The 19,586-nt window shown below is 64.8% G+C and carries 18 protein-coding genes and 1 tRNA gene; 5 read left to right on the top strand and 14 right to left on the bottom strand.

Features of this window, described 5'->3' with window-relative positions; genetic code table 11:
* Window positions 1-81: 81 nt before the first annotated feature.
* The gene (locus tag ACSVDM_RS25075; protein ID WP_439268341.1) at window positions 82-630 is read right to left on the bottom strand and encodes a carboxymuconolactone decarboxylase family protein; all 549 of its coding nucleotides are present in this window, start codon (window positions 628-630) and stop codon (window positions 82-84) included.
* A 1,578-nt stretch (window positions 631-2,208) separates the two neighbouring features.
* On the opposite strand from ACSVDM_RS25075, the gene ACSVDM_RS25080 reads away from it, so the two are divergent.
* Both ACSVDM_RS25080 and ACSVDM_RS25085 read left to right on the top strand, forming a co-directional pair.
* Window positions 2,209-3,372, top strand: coding sequence for a hypothetical protein (locus ACSVDM_RS25080; RefSeq protein WP_439268342.1), 1,164 nt, complete (start codon window positions 2,209-2,211; stop codon window positions 3,370-3,372).
* Between the two features lie 2,306 nt (window positions 3,373-5,678).
* The gene (locus tag ACSVDM_RS25085) at window positions 5,679-6,617 is read left to right on the top strand and encodes a pentapeptide repeat-containing protein (RefSeq protein ID WP_439268343.1); all 939 of its coding nucleotides are present in this window, start codon (window positions 5,679-5,681) and stop codon (window positions 6,615-6,617) included.
* Between the two features lie 248 nt (window positions 6,618-6,865).
* Here ACSVDM_RS25085 and ACSVDM_RS25090 read toward each other — a convergent pair whose 3' ends face one another.
* From ACSVDM_RS25090 to ACSVDM_RS25105, 4 genes are all read right to left on the bottom strand, one after another.
* Window positions 6,866-7,513 (bottom strand): hypothetical protein, encoded by a 648-nt coding sequence (locus ACSVDM_RS25090; RefSeq protein WP_439268344.1) that lies wholly within the window; start codon window positions 7,511-7,513, stop codon window positions 6,866-6,868.
* 378 nt (window positions 7,514-7,891) lie between these two features.
* Window positions 7,892-7,968, bottom strand: a tRNA-Leu gene (locus ACSVDM_RS25095).
* Window positions 7,969-8,085: 117 nt separating this feature from the next.
* Window positions 8,086-9,543, bottom strand: a complete 1,458-nt coding sequence (locus ACSVDM_RS25100) for an amino acid permease (protein ID WP_357148589.1) — start codon at window positions 9,541-9,543, stop codon at window positions 8,086-8,088.
* Between the two features lie 89 nt (window positions 9,544-9,632).
* Window positions 9,633-11,120 (bottom strand): peptide MFS transporter, encoded by a 1,488-nt coding sequence (locus ACSVDM_RS25105; protein ID WP_245655281.1) that lies wholly within the window; start codon window positions 11,118-11,120, stop codon window positions 9,633-9,635.
* A 124-nt stretch (window positions 11,121-11,244) separates the two neighbouring features.
* On the opposite strand from ACSVDM_RS25105, the gene ACSVDM_RS25110 reads away from it, so the two are divergent.
* On the top strand, window positions 11,245-11,685 hold the full coding sequence (locus ACSVDM_RS25110) for an SRPBCC family protein (RefSeq protein WP_067638018.1): 441 nt from the start codon (window positions 11,245-11,247) through the stop codon (window positions 11,683-11,685).
* Window positions 11,686-11,703: 18 nt separating this feature from the next.
* Here ACSVDM_RS25110 and ACSVDM_RS25115 read toward each other — a convergent pair whose 3' ends face one another.
* From ACSVDM_RS25115 to ACSVDM_RS25155, 9 genes are all read right to left on the bottom strand, one after another.
* On the bottom strand, window positions 11,704-11,913 hold the full coding sequence (locus ACSVDM_RS25115; RefSeq protein ID WP_067485590.1) for a hypothetical protein: 210 nt from the start codon (window positions 11,911-11,913) through the stop codon (window positions 11,704-11,706).
* A gap of 29 nt (window positions 11,914-11,942) precedes the next feature.
* Window positions 11,943-12,098 carry a DUF6131 family protein gene (locus ACSVDM_RS25120; RefSeq protein ID WP_166655728.1) on the bottom strand — a complete coding sequence of 52 codons (156 nt, stop codon included), beginning with the start codon at window positions 12,096-12,098 and terminating at the stop codon, window positions 11,943-11,945.
* 175 nt (window positions 12,099-12,273) lie between these two features.
* Window positions 12,274-12,546 (bottom strand): hypothetical protein, encoded by a 273-nt coding sequence (locus tag ACSVDM_RS25125; RefSeq protein ID WP_439268345.1) that lies wholly within the window; start codon window positions 12,544-12,546, stop codon window positions 12,274-12,276.
* Window positions 12,547-12,607: 61 nt separating this feature from the next.
* Complete coding sequence (locus ACSVDM_RS25130; protein WP_067637869.1) at window positions 12,608-13,333, bottom strand: GntR family transcriptional regulator; 726 nt, start codon at window positions 13,331-13,333, stop codon at window positions 12,608-12,610.
* Window positions 13,334-13,403: 70 nt separating this feature from the next.
* Complete coding sequence (locus ACSVDM_RS25135; protein ID WP_439268346.1) at window positions 13,404-14,687, bottom strand: serine hydrolase domain-containing protein; 1,284 nt, start codon at window positions 14,685-14,687, stop codon at window positions 13,404-13,406.
* A 108-nt stretch (window positions 14,688-14,795) separates the two neighbouring features.
* Window positions 14,796-15,311 (bottom strand): hypothetical protein, encoded by a 516-nt coding sequence (locus tag ACSVDM_RS25140; protein WP_439268347.1) that lies wholly within the window; start codon window positions 15,309-15,311, stop codon window positions 14,796-14,798.
* 119 nt (window positions 15,312-15,430) lie between these two features.
* Window positions 15,431-16,027, bottom strand: a complete 597-nt coding sequence (locus tag ACSVDM_RS25145) for a DUF305 domain-containing protein (RefSeq protein WP_439268348.1) — start codon at window positions 16,025-16,027, stop codon at window positions 15,431-15,433.
* Window positions 16,028-16,088: 61 nt separating this feature from the next.
* Window positions 16,089-16,511 carry a DUF6153 family protein gene (locus tag ACSVDM_RS25150; protein WP_439268349.1) on the bottom strand — a complete coding sequence of 141 codons (423 nt, stop codon included), beginning with the start codon at window positions 16,509-16,511 and terminating at the stop codon, window positions 16,089-16,091.
* Between the two features lie 62 nt (window positions 16,512-16,573).
* Window positions 16,574-17,152, bottom strand: coding sequence for an AMIN-like domain-containing (lipo)protein (locus ACSVDM_RS25155; protein WP_439268350.1), 579 nt, complete (start codon window positions 17,150-17,152; stop codon window positions 16,574-16,576).
* Window positions 17,153-17,383: 231 nt separating this feature from the next.
* On the opposite strand from ACSVDM_RS25155, the gene ACSVDM_RS25160 reads away from it, so the two are divergent.
* Window positions 17,384-18,532: a class I SAM-dependent methyltransferase gene (locus tag ACSVDM_RS25160; protein ID WP_439268351.1), complete on the top strand. Its 1,149-nt coding sequence runs from the start codon at window positions 17,384-17,386 to the stop codon at window positions 18,530-18,532.
* A 148-nt stretch (window positions 18,533-18,680) separates the two neighbouring features.
* On the top strand, window positions 18,681-19,535 hold the full coding sequence (locus ACSVDM_RS25165) for a Bax inhibitor-1/YccA family protein (protein WP_067485966.1): 855 nt from the start codon (window positions 18,681-18,683) through the stop codon (window positions 19,533-19,535).
* Window positions 19,536-19,586: the final 51 nt, after the last annotated feature.

The raw sequence follows: 19,586 nt of genomic DNA on the forward strand, positions 1-19,586 counted from the left end.
GGTTGTCGGCGGAGACACGAGCGCGGGCTCGGTGCCGTGCCACAGTGGTGGTAACCAAGATCGTCAGGAGTGCCCGTGCGATCACGAAGAGTGCGGACGCTCCGGCATCGCGCATGCCAGGCCGTCTGCCATCCCGGTGGGCTGCACCCCGAGCCCTTGGTTGAGGCGGGCTCGCTGGTTCTCCCAGGCGATGGTCGCGGCGAGTTCGGTCAGTTGCGCTTTCGTGAGATGGGTGAGCAGGCCGGCCCGTAATTCGTCGATGTCCACCGCGGGCGTCACCGTCATCGCCTCGGCGAACGCGATCACCAATTTCTCCAACTCGCTGTAGGCGTCACTCGTGCGATAGCGAGGCAGATCGGTGATCTGCCGCTCGCTCAACCCACTCGTATGCGCCAGCGCCGATCCGATATCGAGACAGAACTGACAGGCCACCAGCCCCGCCGTCTTCAGCTCGGCGAGCTCTTTGAGCCGAGGATCGAGCTTGTTGCTGAACAACAACGCCGTCTCGTACCCCGCGGTCGCCACCCCGATCTGCGGCCGCCGCCCCAGCCACCCCACCAGATCCCCCCGATGCCGGCGAGCCCGCCGAACCACCGTGGCATATCCCCGAATCCGCCCGATCACCCGCATCGTCAACACCCCTTCGTGCCCGCGATTCGCCTACGCACGAAGCTACGCCGCGGACCCACCGAAACCCAGCGTGATCCCCAGCACGCCCGCCCTCACCTAGCGCGGTACCGACGGATTGCTTCCTGGACTGCGCCAGCCGACGCAAGCCGGCTCTGAACCAGCACCGAAGTGCCCCCACTGGGACTCGAACCCAGACTCGACGGGTGTTGGTTCGGGGTAAAACGGTGTGCATTGTCGATCCCGGTGGATCACGCATACCGATCTACCTGCGGCAATGTCCAGAGGTGATGCACGTCCGGTCGCGGACAATCATGGCCAATCACTCTGAATCTTTGGTGTACCTTTGGTGTGGGTCAAATCGGTTGCCGCCGTGGTGGTCTGGCTATTCGCGGCACGTGCCGCGTGCGCTTGGGGGCATCTCCAGTCGGGACTAGAGCAATCTGCCTGCGACAACCTACGGTCCATCTGTGGGCCTTCTCGAATCCCGCTGGGGCAGCGGCAGTTACTGCGAAGTTCATGAGCGTGGCCAACGCACCGACACACTCCTGGCAACGGCACGGATGCACGCAATGCTCAGGGGCGAGTGATGAAAATTCTCGCGCGGTGGGCGTGTTGGTTGTTGACGCTCCTGGTGTGCCTATCGGAGACTTGGCGTCGGCGCACAGGCGCCACGCCGACTCCATCCCGGACATGGGGCCGCTCAAGGCGAAAACGGCTGTTGCCTTCCTGTCACCTTCCAGCGTCGAGTGCGATTTGTCGCCCGATCCTGAGCGCGAGTCCGGGTACGTGCTGAGGGAGCCGTTGTGACAGGTAATTTGAGGCGTCTCGCGAAAATTCGTATTGAGCGGTACACCGGCGAGAAGTACTGTCAGGCTCTGACCGACATACGGTCGCTCGGCTCTCGGCGCGCCGTACCCGCCATACCCGCTGCTTCGCTTGAGCAGGCGAGACTGGAAGCTGCGCTTCTCTGGGCTGTCGGCTACGGGTCTACGCCACAAGTTCCTGACACAGGTGCGAGCCAGCCCTTCGGAATCGCCGCCGCATCCCCGAAAGGGAGGGGCCTGCAACTCCAGATGGGGACAGAGCTCGGATCGTTCCTGCTTCGAGTAGTCCCACGGATAGAAGACAACTCGGCCCTGCACGGCATCCCGGGACTGAGAGTCGAGTTCACCGGGGCTGGAGCGCTGCTTACCCAGGTCGACTCCCGAGCTGCCGTACTCTTGCGTGGTATCGACGCCGCGACTTGGCATTGCGCACTCGACTCCCAGATCGACGGAGATCCGCAGCCAGTGCACCGAAGTATCTTGTGTCGCAACAAGGACCTGCACTCGGCCGAAGCAGGCGAACTCGCAGAGATTCGGCGTTCGCGGACCGAATCCTCTGATCTTTCCGACGCGATGATGAGCGGACTACTGCGACGTCCCCAGATATTCAAAGGGAATCCGCTCATGAGATTTGTCGACCTCTGGCGAGACGTCCGCGAGCACGATTCGCTCATCCAGGTCGAATGGGCTGGACACCTGACCCACGGTCAAGTGATCGAAAAGCTGCGACAGAAGGTTCGGTTTGCCTTTCGAGATGATCGATCACGAATGCTACTGCGACCATTGCTCAGCAGGCATTTACAGCTATACCCTGCGCGACACCATCTCTGGCAGTGTTCGTCTCAATCTGCGACGTAGCACGCTCTACGATGACGAACTCAAGCCTTCGCCGCACCCAAGTAGCCGAGCGGATGTTCAGGACTGCTCGCTGACCAGGTTCACCGAGCTCGGTACCTACCGCCGCTACACGGGTGAGTCCATGCAATACGCGAAGCAGACGATGAATATCAATCAAGAGCCACCGATCCCCGCCGCGGAAGGGGCTCAAGCCCGCCTGGAATCATGGCTGTTCACAGCCATGTCGTTTGGCTCGCTGTGGGCGGCGCATCCTTTCGCGATATCGCGGGCAAGGCCTACCGCCGAGGGAACGTTGATGGTCTTCCTCGACAGAAAAGTCATCGGATTCAGCGAGCCGTGGGATGCAGCCCAGACGGTGCTGCAGTGCTTGGCGCCGGTGGCCGATTCCGAGGGTGGATTCGTCACAGGGATTCCAGGGTTGCGCGTGTGTCACCGCACGAGATCAGATCTCGAGGTGACGCTGTCCGGGACGTCCTCCAGTGTGGTGCTTCGCGCTGCTTCGGGTGTTTCCTGGCGAGATGCCATCGAGGCCGTCGAGGAAGACTTCGATGGTGCGAATCAGCGACTGACATGGCATGACGATGGCCTGACAGACGCCGAGACATCTTGTATCGACCGCAGGATCAGAACTCAGGGCCATATCGAATGGCTCTGTTCAGGTCTGCTGCGACGGATCGGGCTCCTACATTTCGGCACGAGTGCCTATATGTTCTCTGGGTGGACGTCGGGTCCGATGGTGAAAATGGAACTCACATCGTCGTCGATGACCAGCTCTTACCACGACAATTTCATCGGCTCCCTGACCGATCCGATCTGGGGTCTGCCGCTAGCTGTTCGAAAGGTCGAGTGTCACTGTACGGAAGAAGGTCAACAGTCGCTCTCCTGCTGGATCGAACTGGCTTCGGTCGGGAGCTACACCGACAGGGGGAACATCTTGCAGCTTCGTTTCCACTGTGACTCAACCGACGATCGGAGACCGTTGATCGCGAAATTGCTCGAAGTAGGAGCTGATCCGAGTTGGCTGCCGCAGGTACTGCCTCTCGCGGAGCGAAGTAGGTAAGAAGCGGACAGATCGCACGCGAGGTTTGTCGCGAGGTCTGTCCCTCCAAGCTTTATCTCTAGATCTGCGGATTGAGGTTGCTCTGCACTCCGGAGAGCAGAGCAACCAGATATGACATCACTACATCGAGGCCTGCAGTGTTGGCCACCCCGGGATCGGCGGGATGTTCCCACGACCGGTGAACTGCGCGATAGCTTCCTCCTGGCCGCATGTATTGCATATCTTCAGACACATGTCGGAGATGGCACGTGACGTATCCGGCCATTCCGACTGTTTGGCTCCGCAGCGGGGCAGCGTCCTTCTCGCTCGAGTGTCTCGAGAATATTTATGCGTTTGTCGGTCTCGGGCGCCGTCAGGCCGTTACCGTAGAGCGCTGTCCGTAGGCAGTGTGTATGCATGAACGATATTTACGGGCCAGTTCTCCCAGAAGCGAGTCAACACGCCGGTTCAGAGAGTGCTCGGCTAACACTTCGGGCGAAGCAGAGCGCAGTTTGCCGTCCGAGCTGCCCGCAAGAGGTGCCCGAGCGGCAACTGCGACTGATCCGAATAGCCGCAATCGGTTAGGAAGGTCGCGAACAGGCGTTGTAGCGCAGCTTCCTTAGTTGAGGTTCTTTTGAATATCGGCAGCCGCCTTGATGCTTTTGCTGGTCTTGTGGAAGATTCCGCGGCGCCGGTGTGGGCCTGGGTGAGCATCATGTCGAAGATGAGGTTGCGCTGCTGGTAGGTCGCAGGTTCGATTCCTCGGCGGGGCACATCGAAGATGGGAACAAGGCCGACCTGCGTTTTCGCACGGTCAGTTCAGAATCGAAGCCGACTACGGGCTGTAGGCGGGTGCGGTGGTGATCACCTTGGGCGATCGGAGTTTCTGGACTACCTTGAATAGCCAGGTGTGACGTAGACATCTGGTATATGTTCGAGGTAGTCGCAATCTGTCAGGGCTGCCTCGTGGGACGCCTAGATGGCGTTTCCCGGGCGTCGTGCATAATCATCCGAGAGCGACTACAGTCCCCACAGGTTGGGCTTGATAATGAGAGTCGGAGTGAACAATCAAGGCTCCCACCGGGACTATTTCATGGATAGACCGCTAAGCCGGGGGCGGGGAAGACGGCCGTCCTCCTGGGTCGGTCCCGGACAATCCGCGCCCCTAGGGCTGATAGCGCCGAGAGGCTGCGGGCCTCCGAGTCGCATCTATGCGAGCTGGAAGCTCGACATGTCGTGAATTGGTCTGGCGTCCGTGTCACGATCGACCAAGGGCAGCTGTCGGCGCGAGCATGGGCTCGAATGGTGGAGCCGCCCTGTAGTCGTCACAGCATAGTGACGCGTGACCGTCACCGAAGCTGCAGCGGTCACGCGTCAAGATCCACTGGTGCGATGCTGACGGCGAGGTCGTGGACATTCGCCGTGGTCCGGTATGGGCGGCCTCGCGCTATGTAATAGCTCTGGGTCATCGGGACATCGACGTGGCCGAGGACATCGGCGGTGCCACATGCGGACAGGACTGCCTCATCGAGGATTGTGGCCACCGCGTGCCGGAAGCTGTGTGGGCGATGTCCTCGGCGAAGCCCAGTGATTCTCTGACTCTCTGCCACGCGTAACCGACATTCTGGGGGTCGCGCAGTGTTCCACACCGGCGAGGAACACCAGGTCCATGTCTTCGACCTCGGGCTTTGGTGGCGAGGTCTTGTGTCTGGCCACAACTCGTCCTCGCGCCGTTTGAGCACGAACTCGGGCAGGATCATGATCCTGGTGTGGTTTGGGCCATCATCGTCGGAGGCCGGGACGAGTTCCTGCCTGCGGTCGGACGATTCTGCCGCCCGGGTGCAAGTGTCTCTGCGTTGGCGTCGATGCCGGACTAGGCCAACCCGAACGTCTCGGAGCCGTAGTCCGGTCGCGGCGAAGATGGTGATGACGTCGGCCAAGTCGGCGCCTGCGCAGTAGGCGGCGGTGACCATGGGTGATTACGCTGGACACGAAATTCGTTTAAGGAGAAGACGATGCAGTCGGGGGAAGAATCGCCGGAAGGACCGGCACCGAGTGAAGCTGCGCCAGCTGATCCATCCAATGGAGATTCTGAGTCCACTTTATCGGCGAACGAAGCGTCGTCTGCCGCAGCGGCAACGGCAGCTTCGCCCGCATCGTCCACTCCCGCAACGGGTGCCCATCAGCTACCGGCTACACAGACTGCTGGGGAACCGGTGTCAGAATCCTCTGTACCGACAACAGCTGACCCTGAACCTCCATCGGCTGAACCTGACGCAGATCGACGATGGACTGCTTGGCAAGCCACCGGTTCGGTAGCCACAGCCGTGGCCACATTCGTCGGCGCAGCTGCAGCCGTCGGTGCCTTGTGGTTCACGAACCAGACTCTTCGAGCGACCAATGACCAAATGGCGCTGACGCGACAGACAGCGATTACGGATCGCATGCAGAAGGCCACCGAGCAGTTGGCCTCGGAAAAGATCAACGCCCGCTTGGCTGGTGTCTACCTCCTAGAACGGCTTGCGAAGGACGCCCCGAGCGACGCCCCCATCGTCTACGAGCTTCTCGAGGCGTTTGTCCGACAACGTGACGAAGCGAGGTGCGAGCCTACCGATCGGAGCGTCTTGATTGGCAAGGGCGACGTGCAGGTAGGGAACAGACAAAGAGGTCCTCTGGATCTTCAAACAGCGATGAATATCCTTCTCCGGCACTACAAGTCCATACCCGAACATGAGTGGCCCGAAGAGGGGCCGGACTTCCGCGGCGCGTGCCTGGCCGCTTTCGACCTCACCGATGCTAGATTCATCCGATCAAATTTTGTCCAAGCAGATCTGCGCGAGGCCGAATTCGGGAAGGCCGACTTGACCGGCAGCTCATTCAGCCTGGCTGACCTATCCGAGCAAGACTTCTATGATGTGCAGTTGACGGATGCATGGTTTCGGGCCGCCAGCGCTCCCCGCATCGATATGTCGTATGTCCGTGCCGTCAATGCCGAGTTCTACGCCACGGATCTCACCGAAGCTACACTATTCTTTTCGGACTTCTCCGAAGCTAGCTTCGCTCACGCGCGACTATCGGGTGCAATTCTCGTGGGCTTGAACCTTACCAACGCGAACCTACAGAGTGCGGACCTGAGCTACGCTCAGTTTCAAGATGTCGATTTCACTGGCGCAGACTTCTCTGGAATCGACCTAACTGGGATCGTCTACGACGAGTACACGGTGTGGCCAGCAGGGTTCACTCCGCCACCTTCAGCGCCACGGTAGGCGCATCTGCTGGTTCAAAACTCGGTGTCCATTGAGCCGATGAAGATCCGTGATCGGCATGGGCATGGCAGGGTTTGGTGATCGACTGACCCGGTGCCTGCTCGTCGCGTTCGTCTTGCCCTCCGCGCCATGTCGCTGATCATATCTCGGCCTGGTTGAGTTGGTGTCGTCACCAGTACCAAGCCTGCCTATGGCACTGCCGAGCGGCGACGACACCCACTCACCTGACCCAGGGTGCCGTTGCAGTATCAGCCGACGAGGATGTCGGACTCACGGCCCGGCGGAACGTCGATCCAGATTCCCGATCCCACGGCTTCTCGTACCTTGGGTGACGCCATCTTCGTGTGGAAGTAGCGGCGCGAGGTACCCGCAACATGCTCCCAGCGGACGACCTCTCGCACGTGTTCGGGATGCACGTAGCCCTTCGCCGTGGCCAACAGATTTCCCCTCTCGGCGACTAGCCGATTCGCGTTGTGCAAACTGAGCTTCCAGACCCCCTCGACACCGCCGAGCAGGGCGGGGTTCGCGTAGTCGACCCCGGCGTGCGTGCGCAGTACGTTGTTGTGCAGGTCGTGACAGACGCTATCCCGGTATTTGATTACGCTCACACGGAAGATCAGATCGGCAATTTCTTCCGGGTCAGGCACGTAGCGGGTCGCATTCGCCACCGCGACGACCTCGTCACGATCGACGCGCACCTGCTTTCCGGGTCCGATGTCGGTGAAGAGGCCCGTGTCGACGAGCGTAAGGACCTTCGCTCCGGTGATGCTTGGTTGCCTGTCATTCGTAGCGAGAAGCCCTGTCAGCTCCTCGGCGACCTGACCGGTGGTCAATGCAATGCCCATGATGAAACCGCCCTTCAATCGGTTGGTGCGACGACGGCCTCGGATGACCATCTGCTCGCTCAGCCAAAAGTAACATACCTACGTCGCCAAAGCGATAGGTATGAAACTCGCTCGGCGGTCGCTCCGGGAACGAGCCGAAATGCGCGGTAGCGCGCACCAACTCGAGACACGCCGACGATCGAAGTCCTCTGCGCAGACGCCGAAATCTGCAGATCAATCGTGCGGGTGGCCTCGAACATTCACAGTCGCCGCCAGGCCGGGCCCAGGCGTTCGGTGAACTGTCAACTTTGCGGACAGCTCTGCATCCCGCTAATGAAGCCAGCCGCGCTGGCAGGTGACAGGAACATCATCCCGGAACTTTGGCATATTCTTGGCCCCAGCCCATGACGTGCAAGATTTCAGCACCAGTTAGGTCTTGACCTGGCCTTTTGGTGCCCCCACTGGGACTCGAACCCAGACTCGACGGATTTTAAGTCCGCTGCCTCTGCCAATTGGGCTATAGGGGCGTCCGCCGACAGCCTAGCGACTCGTACGGGTGTACCGGAATTTTGACGGTAGACCCGGTCGGATCGGCGTGTCGCGGGGGAGCGCGCCGATCCGGGCCGGGGAGCTATCGTCGCTGGTCAGTCTTTGGCCAACGCCTCCTTCTTGCCGAGCAGGGAGTGGTGACGGCTGTAGGCGAAGTAGATCACGAAGCCGAGCAGCATCCAGACCAGGAAGCGCAGCCAGGTTTCCACCGACAGGTTCACCATCAGCCACAGGCAGGCCGCGACGGCCAGGATCGGGATGAGGGGGACGAGCGGGACGCGGAAGCCGCGGGGCAGGTCGGGGCGGGTGCGGCGCAGGATGAGGACGCCGACCGACACCAGCACGAAGGCGAACAGGGTGCCGATGTTGACCATTTCCTCGAGCGTGCCGAATTCGACGAAACCGGCGAGCACACAGCAGACGATGCCGACGATCACGGTCAGGCGCACGGGGGTGCCGCGCTTGCCGGTGTGGGCCAGCCAGCGGGGCAGCAGGCCGTCGCGGGCCATGGCGAACAGCACGCGGGTCTGGCCGAGGAACAGCACCATCACCACGGTGGTGAGGCCGGCCAGGGCGCCGATGGAGATGACGGTCTTGGCCCAGTCGACCCCGTGGATGGCGAATGCCGTTGCCAGCGTGGCGTTCTCACCCGCGAGCTCGGTGTAGGGCACCATGCCGGTGAGCACGAGGGTGACGGCCACGTAGAGCACGGTGACGATGAGCAGCGAACCGAGGATGCCGCGCGGCACCGCCTTCTGCGGGTTCTTGGTCTCCTCGGCGGCGGTCGCGACGACGTCGAAACCGATGAACGCGAAGAACACCAGGCTGGCCGCGGCGAGCAGGCCGTACCAGCCGAAGCTGCTGTCACCGGCGCCGGTGACGAACGAGAACAGCGACTGGTGCAGACCGCTCGCGCCGTCGTCGGCGGGCTGTGACGGCGGGATGTAGGGGCTCAGGTTCGAGGCCTTGAAGTAGGTGATGCCGAGGACGAGAACCAGGGCGATCACACCGAGCTTGATGGCCACCGCGATCGCCGACACCCGCGAGGACACCTTGGTGCCGACCGCGAGCAGCACGCCGAGCACGATCAGCAGCGTCACCGCACCCCAGTCGAAGGTGATCGACCCCAATTTCACTGTGGCCGACTCGAATCCGAAGACAGTGCCGAGGTATTGCGACCAACCCTTGGCCACCACCGACGCGGCGAGCGCGAATTCGAGAATCAGGTCCCAGCCGATGATCCAGGCGACCAGTTCACCGAAGGTGGCATAGGAATAGGTGTAGGCGCTGCCGGCCACCGGAACGGTCGAGGCGAACTCGGCGTAGCAGACCGCGGTGAGACCGCAGGCGATGGCGGCGAACACGAACGCCAGCGACACCGACGGCCCGGCGACATTGCCCGCGGTGCGGGCGGTGAGGGTGAAGATGCCCGCGCCGACGACGACGGCGACACCGAAGATCGTGAGATCCCAGGCCGTCAGGTCTTTGCGGAGTTTGGAGTCGGGTTCATCGGTGTCGAGAATCGACTGCTCGACCGATTTGGTGCGGAACATGCCGCCCCATCGGCTGGGTGTTTCTGCCGGTGTCGGCACGTTGTTCTCCTTCTGCATGCGAACGTTGTGAGAAGAGTTACCCCGGCGGGTCAGTGCACACCCTGCATGTGCCGTTTGATCCACGGCGCGCAGGCCGCGACGACGAGTCCGGCCGCGATGGCGGCCGCACCGCTGACGCCGAAGTACACGCCTTCGCTGTCGGGGCTGTAATAGCGGGCCAGCGTGCCCGCCATCGACGTGCCGATGCCGACCGAGAAGAAGTACAGCGCCATCATCTGGGAGCGGAACGCGGCGGGCGCGAGGTGCGTTGTCACCGCGAGGCCGATCGGGGACAGCAGCAGTTCCGAGACCGCGAAACCGCCGAGGATGGCGAACACGGCGAGCACCGGAACGGTTTTGCCCTCGAAGCCGGACAGCAGCGCGAACAACCAGAACGCGATACCCATGCCGATGACACCGAGCGCGAACTTGATCGGTGTACTCGGCGCCCGGTTGCCGAGTTTGGTCCACAGCAGCGCGAACAGCGGCGAGAGCGCGATGATCCACACCGGTTCCACCGAGCCGATCCAGCTGGCCGGAGCCTCCCAGCCGAAGATGCGCCAGTCGACGCGCTCGTCGGAGTACACCGCGAGCATGGTGAACATCTGCTGGAACAGCGACCAGAACACCGCGTTGGCCAGGAACAGCGGGATGAACGCCACCACCCGGGTGCGTTCGACCGGCTCCACCTTCGCGCTCGTGAGCATCACCGTGAAATAGGCGATGGACGCGACAACGATGACGCCGGTGGTGACATCGGAGAGGTTGTCGAGGGTGATCCACCCGGCCCAGATCGCCAGGCCCGCTGCCACGGCGGCGACGGCCACGCCGGTCAGCACCGGCCGCAGTTCGGCACGGGTCACCGGGTTTGGGACCTCACGCCCGTGCGTGCCGAGGTTGCGCCGGAAGACCACGTACTGGGTCAGGCCGAGCGCCATACCGACCGCGGCCGCGCCGAAGCCGACGTGGAATCCCCATTCGCGCTGCAGCAGACCCGTCAGCAGCGGACCGGTGAAGGCGCCGATGTTGATGCCGAGATAGAAGAGGGTGAAGCCGCCGTCCACGCGCGCGTCCGAGGGCGCGTAGAGGGTGCCGAGCAGCGAGGAGGCGTTGGCCTTCAACGCGCCGCTGCCGAGTGCCACGAGCACCAAACCCACACCGACACCGGCTAATCCGGGCAACACGGCCAGCGCGAGATGGCCCGCCATCACCACGACACCGCCGTAGAACACGGTGCGTTCCATGCCCAGCACCCGGTCGGCAATCCACCCGCCGAGGACCGTGGAGAGGTATACCAATCCGCCGTAGGCGCCGACGATGCCGAGCGCGGTGCTCTGCGCGATCCCCAGTCCGCCGTCCGCGGCGGTGTAGTACAGGTAGTAGCCGAGGATCGTCAGCATGCCGTAGAAGGAGAAACGCTCCCACAGCTCGACGCCGAACAGATTCGTCAGCCCGATCGGATGCCCGAACAGGGTGTGTTCGAGCGCCGGATCGGCGGGCCCTGGCTGGTCGCCGAGCCGGGTGTGTTGCGTGGACATAAGGGAACGATCCCACGTCGAAACGATGTACAGCAATTTTCCCGCATCTGTCATCGTTCGGCGTGCCGCCGGCCGGGGCCCGCGTTGCCGCGCCGACGGGGCGGACGGGAATTACGCTGGTCTGGTGCTGACTGCCGAGGTGACCGTGCCGGTGGCGTGCGAGGTCGCGTTCGCGACGCTGTCCGACGGCTGGCTCTACGCCAGCTGGGTGGTCGGTGCCTCGCACATCCGCGAAGTCGACCCCGAATGGCCCGCCGTCGGCAGCCGTATCCACTACCGCTTCGGTTTGTGGCCGGTGCTGATCGGCGACACCACCGAGGTGCGCACGGTCGAACCGCCGCACCGGCTGGAATTGGAGGCGCGGCTGTGGTCGATCGGGTCGGCCTGGATCCGGATCACCCTCGCCGAGGCCGAGCCGGGGCACACGACGATCCGGATGACCGAACGTGCCGCGCGCGGCCCGGCCAGCCTGATCCCGGGACTCGCCCAGGACGTGGCCTTCGCCGCGCGCAATCAGGAATCTCTGGAACGGTTGGCAGCCCTGATCCGCGCGCGAGCCAGGTAGCTCGCGCGCGGATTCCGGCTAGCTGGGTTGCGGGAGTTCGCAGTCGTCGACCTTCGGGTTGACGCCCATGTAGTTGAGCGGGCCCGCGATCATGGTGACCGCGATGGTGCCCAACGAAGCGCAATTCTGGTCGCGCTCGGTGTAGTAGCCGCGTTGACCTGCGGCAAGGACACCGATCAGTAACCAGACCAGCACAACGATCGAAACGATGCGCGGTGTATTCGTCATGACGTGTCCTTTCCGGTGGCAGGCCCGGCTCAGTAGTAGTGCCTGCGACCGGCGACCGGACGCCCGATGCTGCCCGCGATGAGTAGCGCGAGGCCGATGACGAGCACGATCACACCAACGGTGTTGAGAATCGGGATGCCGAAGACGAGGCCGGCGATGAGAAGAATTGCACCGAGAAGAATCATGTGAAGCTCACCTGTTCGGGTAACGATCAGACGCACCGGGTGGCGCGTCTCGTGGGGCGTATGCCCGGTTCGGTGAAGAGGAAACAGCTTCGGTTGCGCCGGAACGGATTCGCGGCTCGATCGGTGCCGTTCCGAGTGCGGCGCGTCACCTTTCCGCGATGACGCGCCACGCGAATCAGCTTGCGGAGCCCGGCATTACGGCCGAGCCCGAGGGCGGCGGCGGGGTGGGTGCGCTCGAGCCGAAGTCGGCGTCGACCGAACCGGTCGGCAGCCCGATGTCGACCGAGCCCGCGCTGCCGGTGGGCGGGCCGATCACCACCGAGCCGGACGGGAGCAGATCCCAATCGGCGCTGCCGACGGCGTTGGCGGTGCCGCCCGCGGTGAGCAAGGCGGTGGCGGCCAGCGCGGTCAGAACGCCCGCGCGGGTGAGGGTGGGGGACAGGGACACGGTGATACCTCCGAGCACTTCACTGTGATGGCGCCCATACGGTATCTGAAATACGAGTGTTTCAGGTGCTTCTTCCGACTTCCATCTGCACGCGGTACCGATCGGAGCGGTACCAGCTGTGGGTGTGCTCGATCGGCACGTCGGCGCTGAACGACACCCGGTCGAAATGCAGAACGGGTGCGCCCTTGCGGACGCCGAGCAGCGCCGCGATCCCCGTGTCGGCGGCTTGGGCGTCGACCGTCTGCTCGGCGCGTTCGATCGGCCTGCCGTAGCGGTCGGCGGCGAGGCGGTACAGCGAGCCGGTGAGATCGTGGGCGATGAGGTCGGGGACGAGTTCGGGGTTGAACCACGCGTCGTCGACGCTCACCGCGTCGTCGTCGGCCAGGCGCAAGCGGCGCACGTGATAGGCGCGCGCGCCCTGCGGCAGCCGCAGCGCGCGGGCCGTCGGCTCGGGCGCGGTGGCCTCCTCGGCGACCAGCACCAGGGTGCTCGGCTGATGGCCGAGGGCGCGCATCTCCTCGGTGAAGGAGGCCAGATGCAACCGCGACTGCACCGGCCGGTGAGCGACGAAGGTGCCCTTACCGCGCACCCGGACCAGATAGCCTTCGTTCACCAGCTGACCGACCGCCTCGCGCACGGTGATCCGGCTGACGCCGTAGTCCTGCATCAGGTTTCGCTCGCTGGTGAGCAGATCGCCGGGTTGGAGTTCGCGCGTGCATTTCTGCAGCAGAATCGCGCGCAACTGTTCATGCTTGGGCACTGCGCTGTCTCGCAGCGGTGCTGGCATGGGGCTGGCTCCTCTCGGCGAACCGGTCCCTACTGGTCCTGTCCGGTCGTTGTCGAGGATACGCCAGCCGTCAGCGGATGCCGGGAGTGCGCGGGTCGGGGCCGATACAGCCGAGTACCACGCAGCCGGGAGGGGTGTCGGCGAACGGGGCTTTCGGTGTCTCGCCGAGACATTCGACGAAACCGCAGCCCGGATAGGCGTAGGGGCCGAGGCCGAAGGTCCCGAACACCGGGTCGGGCCGGGCGATCATCGGATCGGTGACGCTCACGTCCGGCTTCTCCCGATACGGTCCCGGATCCGGCACCGCCACATCGCGGAACGACGAGACCAGCTTGCGCATCACGTCATGGGTGTAGGTCGTCGAGATGCCGGGGGTGGCGACGCCGGTCCAGTTCAGCACCAGCCCGAGGCTGGGCACGATGTAGCTGTCGTTGCGCAGCATTCCCGACATCTTCACGGCATCGTCGGGCAGGCCGGGGAATTCGAGGCGGCAGGGCGCGCCGTTGATCACGAACAGGAAGCCGTAACAGGGCATGGCCCGCGACGGCGACAACGCCTCGCGCAGGTAGGCGTCCGAGATCACCTGCTGCTCGTTCCATCGGCCCCGATTGCCCACGAGGAGACCGAGTTTCGCGAAGTCGTCCGGCGGGAGCAGCAGATGCGCGTGGCCGTAGGTGTTTCCGGCGCGATCGCGGGCCCAGTAGTAATCGGTGCGTTCGATGCCCAACGGGTCGAACAGCTTTCGCTGGGCGAAGTCCTGGAAGTCTTCGCCGACGGCCTGCGCGATGACGTAGACGAGCAGGTCGACCGCGCGCTGGCTGTAGCGGAACTGGGTGCCCTGCGGGCGTTCGATCGGCATCGCGAGCGCCTGGGCGACGACGTTCGGGTCCAGCTGGGCCAGCCCCGTCGCGCCCTCGGCGGCGATGGCCACCTCCATCCCGGAGGATTCGGTGAGCAGGTTGCGCACGGTGATCGCCCGGTGGCCCTCGTCGCCGAGCCCCTCGGGCAGGTAGCGGCCGATCGGCGCGTCGACGTCGAGGCGGCCCTCGTCGACCGCCGCGCCCGCGATCAGCGCGACGACACTCTTGGTCCCGCTCCACAGATTCCACGGCACCCCACCGGATTCGGTGTTGCGTGGGCCCGCCGCCACCAGGCAGTTGTTGCGGTAGAGCTGGATGTTGAAGCGGGTGGGGTCGACGGCCAGGCGCATGGCCTCGGCGACCCGATCGGGATCGAGGGCGACCTCGGCGGGAGAGGCCGCCTGCGGTGTGCGTCCGGAGCTGACCTCGCAGTGCCGTGCGATCGGCGGGTCGGCCGCCGCGACGGGCAGCAGTGCCGCCGAGGTCAGCGACAATGCGGTAACCGCAATCGCCGCACCATATTTCAGGAACCCACGCACGCAACCCCTCCGATGACTTGTCTCGGAGTGGCAATCGCGAACGGTGATGTTCCTGTTACGTGGCTAGCGGCCGTAGGGTTTGCAGACCTCGATCGCCGCGTCCTTGGACGCGTTGAACTGATCGATCACACCGTTGAGTTCGTCGGTGGGCGCACGGCGCTCGAGGGTGTCGGCGAGCAGGTTGGTCTTGTCACGGTAGGAGCGCAGCGGGTCGGCCAGCTCGGCGATGACATCCGTGGTGACCTTGCGATCGACGTCCTTGGCATTGTTGCGCAGCACCGGAACCGCCTCGTTGGCCTTGGTGTCGGTGTCGGGGGCGCGGTTGTTGCTCGCCTCGATATAGGCGTTGAACGAGGCGACCGAGCTCTTGTTGGCCGCGCGCAGTCCGTCGCAGGCCGAGTCGTTGGCCGCCTTCACCTTCGCGGTCGAGGAGGCCGCGACCTCGGAGGTGTAGGAGGCGAGGTCGGTGAGGTTGGCCTCGGCGGTACCGGGCACCTGATTGGTGCAGGCGGCCAGCGTGAGCGCGCCCGCTACGACAACCAGCGCGGTGCCGAGCCCCATTCGTTCCCGTACCAGCATCTGTCTCTCCTCCCTCGCCGGAGCGTCGGTCACCGTCGCGGTGGCCGAACACATCGACCGTACTGGCTTCGCGACGATCAGGTGGCGCCACGCCGGTCCGGCGCGGCGCCACCCCCGGGTCAGCTCTGGCCGAGCATGCCGCGCATGGTCGCGATCTCACCCTCCTGATCGGCGACGATCTTGGTGGCGAGCTGCTTCGCCTCCGGGTTGGTTCCCTCCGCCAGCTCGGTCTGGGCCATGGCGACCGCGCCCTGGTGGTGCTCGATCATCATCTGCAGCCACTGCCGGTCGAACTCGGCGCCGTTCGCCGCTGCCAGCGCGCTCATCTGTTCCTCGGTCATCATGCCCGGCATGCCGTGGCCGCCGTGGCCCTCGGCGCTCGGTGCGGGCTTGCCGAAGCCGGTCAGCAGGTCGGTGATCTGGCGCATCTCCGGTGCCTGTGCCTGCTCGATCTGGGCGGCCAGCGCGATGAGCTGCTGGTTCTGGGTTCGGCTCGGCACCATCTTCGACATCTCGACCGCCTGCGCGTGATGCGGGTACATCATCTGCAGGAAGGTCACGTCAGCGTCGTTGAAGTCGGTGCGGGCCGTGGCGCTCGTCGTGCTCGCCGTGGTCGTCGAGGAGTGCTCGGTGGTGTGCGTGGTCGAGTCGTCGCCGCACCCGGCGGCGACCACCGCGACAGCGGCGAGGGCGAGAACGGTACGGGTGATGGACATGGGTGATCCTCCTGGGGATTCGGGTGTGGGGTGTCGGACAGGGGCCGCGTGGGCCGACCTGTCAGATCCGCAGAATCGCCAGTTGGGAAAGGGAAAGGACGGTCCAGGGAGGTGGCCGTTCGCGTCTGCCGCGCCAAGTTCTGCCGGCCCGGCGGATGGCGTCGGCGTCCTCGGTGAGCCTGGTCAGCAGCATCCAGCCGAGCACGACGGCCAAGGCGACGAGGATGAACACGCAACCGTGGACGGCCGCGTGTTCGGTGCATCCGCCGCTGCCGCAGCCGTGGTCCTCCGTCGAGTCGTTCTGCGCCGGTACCGCTTCAACAGCCGGACCGACGGCTGTGTGGGCGGCGTTGCTGTGCGCGTGAGCGGAGGTGTCGTGTGCGGAGGTGACGAATACCGCCGAGTGCATGGCGACGATTCCGGCCAGCAGCAGCACGACGGCGAAGGCCCTCACGAGGCGCGCGTACGACGGCTGGACGGTCACGGCGACGAGTCTAACCAGTGCTCAGGGGCTCACCGCAATACCCGCACGTGGTAGGGGTAGAACTAGTCGTTCGCGATGTCGACGACGAGGCGCGGTGGGTCGGCGAGGGTGCTCACGGTGAAACCGGGACGGTCGGCGTCGAGCCCGATGAACGACTGGGTGACGCCTTCGTAGACCACCGACTTGTAGACGCCGGTGATGCGCGGCGTACTGGGATCGGTGACCGGATCGGGCCCCGCGAACGGGGGAACGGGTGAGTCGAACGGGTAGGCCGAACCGAGGATGCGCACCTCCAGGATCGAGCTGCCGGCCACGTCCACGGCCTTGCCGCTGGCGTCCTGCACGGCATTGTCGGTGTAGGCCACCTGCCAGCCGGGGGTGCCGGTGCCGCCGAGGGTGTAGACGACCCGGTCGTAGCCGGGGTGGTGGCCGAGGCGGACATCGGTGACGGTGAGGGCGGCGCCGTCGCTCGCCTCGCCCGACTTCGCGTCGTTGTCGCGCGGACCGGTGGCGTCGGCGAACGTGCTCGCGGTGCTCGTTGTCGTCGTCGAGGGAGTCGCGGCGGGCGCGTCGTCGGAACCGCAGCTCGGCAGGACCAGAGCCGCGGCGGCGATCAGCACGAACACGGGGGCGTTGCGCATGTGACCGATGGTACTCAGGTGAACTCGAGGGTTGCGGGAATCAGCCGGGCGCGTGTCCAGGCTGTGAGTTTGCTGGGCGCGTGTACCGCGGGATCAGCGCGGTCGGCACGCATCGCTGTAACCCGTTCGCCGTCAGTCTTTTCCATGCTCGGTGCGCATATGTGGGCGCCGGTTCCGATGTGCGGCAGGGGTGGATGTGACGATGGGGCAACGATCTAGCACACTTGTCGCGTGGACAGTGTCGAGGACGTATTCACCCGGCTGCGCCGGTATCCGGACGTGGAGGCGCCGAACCTCTATGCCGTCGACGCCGCGGATCGGTTGATTCTCGATACCGCCGCCGACGCGCTCGCGGGCGCGGGCAGCGGCGAGGTGGCGGTGATCGGCGACGCCTACGGCGCGCTGACCCTCGGGGTAGCGGTACGGCACGGACACAGCGGCATCCGGGTGCACCAGGACCTGCTCACCGGCGAACTCGCCCTGGCGGGCAACGCCAAGAACCTCGGTCTCGCCGACCGCTTCACCGTGCACGGGCTCGACGCGGACCTGCTCACCGGCGCCCGCGTGGTCGTGATGCGGTTGCCGAAAATGCTCGCCGGGCTCGCCGAGATCGCCGAGGCCATCGCCCGCTACGCCGCCGACGATGTGGTCGTCTACGCCGGTGGCCGCGACAAATACCTCACCCCGACCATGAACGAGGTGTTCGGCGAAACGTTCCGCCAGGTGCGGGCGGGCCGGGGCAGGCAGAAGTCACGGGTGCTCGTCGTCAGCGAACCGCTACCCGTCGGCGAACCACGATTCCCGGTGCGCGAGAACATCATCGAGATCGACGGTGACGTGGTCGCCTACGGTGCCGCGTTCTCCGGCCCACGCCTCGACATCGGCACCCGGTTCCTGCTCGAACATCTGGATCGGATGAAGCCCGACGCCCGCGAGGCCATCGACCTCGGTTGCGGCACCGGCATTCTCGCGGTGGCCCTGGCCAAATCGCGTCCGCGTATCCGGGTGGTCGGCACCGATCAGTCCTGTGCCGCCGTCGCCTCGGCCCGGGCGACCGCCGCCGCCAACGGTGTCGACGACCGCGTCACGGTGGTGCGCGACGACGCCATGTCCTCGGCCGCCGACAACAGCGCCGACCTGGTGCTGTGCAATCCGCCGTTCCATGTGGGCGCGGCCGTGCACACCGGTTCGGCCATCAAGATGTTCGCCGAGACCGGCCGGGTGCTCCGCCCCGGCGGCGAACTGTGGACGGTGTACAACTCGCACCTGAACTATCGGGGTGTGGTGGAACGGATGGTCGGGCGGACCGACGTGATCGACCGGAACCAGAAATTCACGGTGACGCGGTCTGTCCGTGGCCTGCGCGACGTACAACGATAGGGGCGCTCCGACGGGGTAGAGTCCGATTTGTCCGAACGGACGGTGATGCGGTCAATGATCGCGCCGCCGGGAACTTTGTTCGTTCGCGACACGTTGAACAGGGCAGTTGGAGCTGTACGACGTTTCATCACTCCAGGAAAGGCGCACGGTGCGTACCTCATCGAATCCGGTGTTCAAGAACTTACCTCGCCAAGAGGGAGTCGGCGGTTACGCGAACTTCGGTTCGGGCGTGACCGGCGCAGGCCAGCTGGGCAACCAGTACGGCGAATACGGCCAGCAGTACGGGCAGCAGTACCAGCAGGCGCCCGCCACCCGTGCCATGACCATCGACGACGTGGTCACCAAGACCGGCATCACCCTCGCGGTGCTCACCGTCTCGGCGATCGTCTCCTTCGCGCTGTCGTCGGCGAACCCGTCGCTGGCGCCGCTGTTCGTCATCGGCGGCGGCCTGATCGGCTTCGTGCTGGTCATGATCGCCAGCTTCGGCAACAAGATGGACAACCCCGCGCTCGTACTGTCGTACGCGGCGTTCGAGGGTCTGTTCCTCGGCGCGCTGTCGCTGATGTTCACCGATGTCACCTTCGGCGGTGTGGGCGGTAGCGCCCTGATCGGCCAGGCGGTGCTCGGCACGTTCGGCGTGTTCTTCGGCATGCTCGTGGTCTACAAGACCGGCGCGATCCGGGTCACCCCGCGATTCACCCGCATGCTGCTCGGCGCCATGGTCGGTGTGCTGGTCCTGATGCTCGGCAACCTGATCGCCAGCTTCTTCACCGACGGCGGCTTCGGCCTGCGCGACGGCGGCCCGCTCGCCATCGTGTTCAGCCTGGTCTGCATCGCCATCGCCGCGTTCAGCTTCCTGCTGGACTTCGACTCCGCCGACCAGCTGATCCGCGCCCAGGCCCCCGAGAAGGCCGCCTGGGGCGTCGCCCTCGGCCTGACCGTCACCCTGGTCTGGCTCTACGTCGAGATCCTCCGCCTGCTGAGCTACTTCCAGCGGGACTGAGACAAGCGATAGACCCAACAGCGGCTCCCCACCGATCCGGTGGGGAGCCGC

The sequence above is a fragment of the Nocardia sp. JW2 genome (assembly GCF_051843015.1).
Taxonomy (GTDB): domain Bacteria; phylum Actinomycetota; class Actinomycetes; order Mycobacteriales; family Mycobacteriaceae; genus Nocardia; species Nocardia coubleae.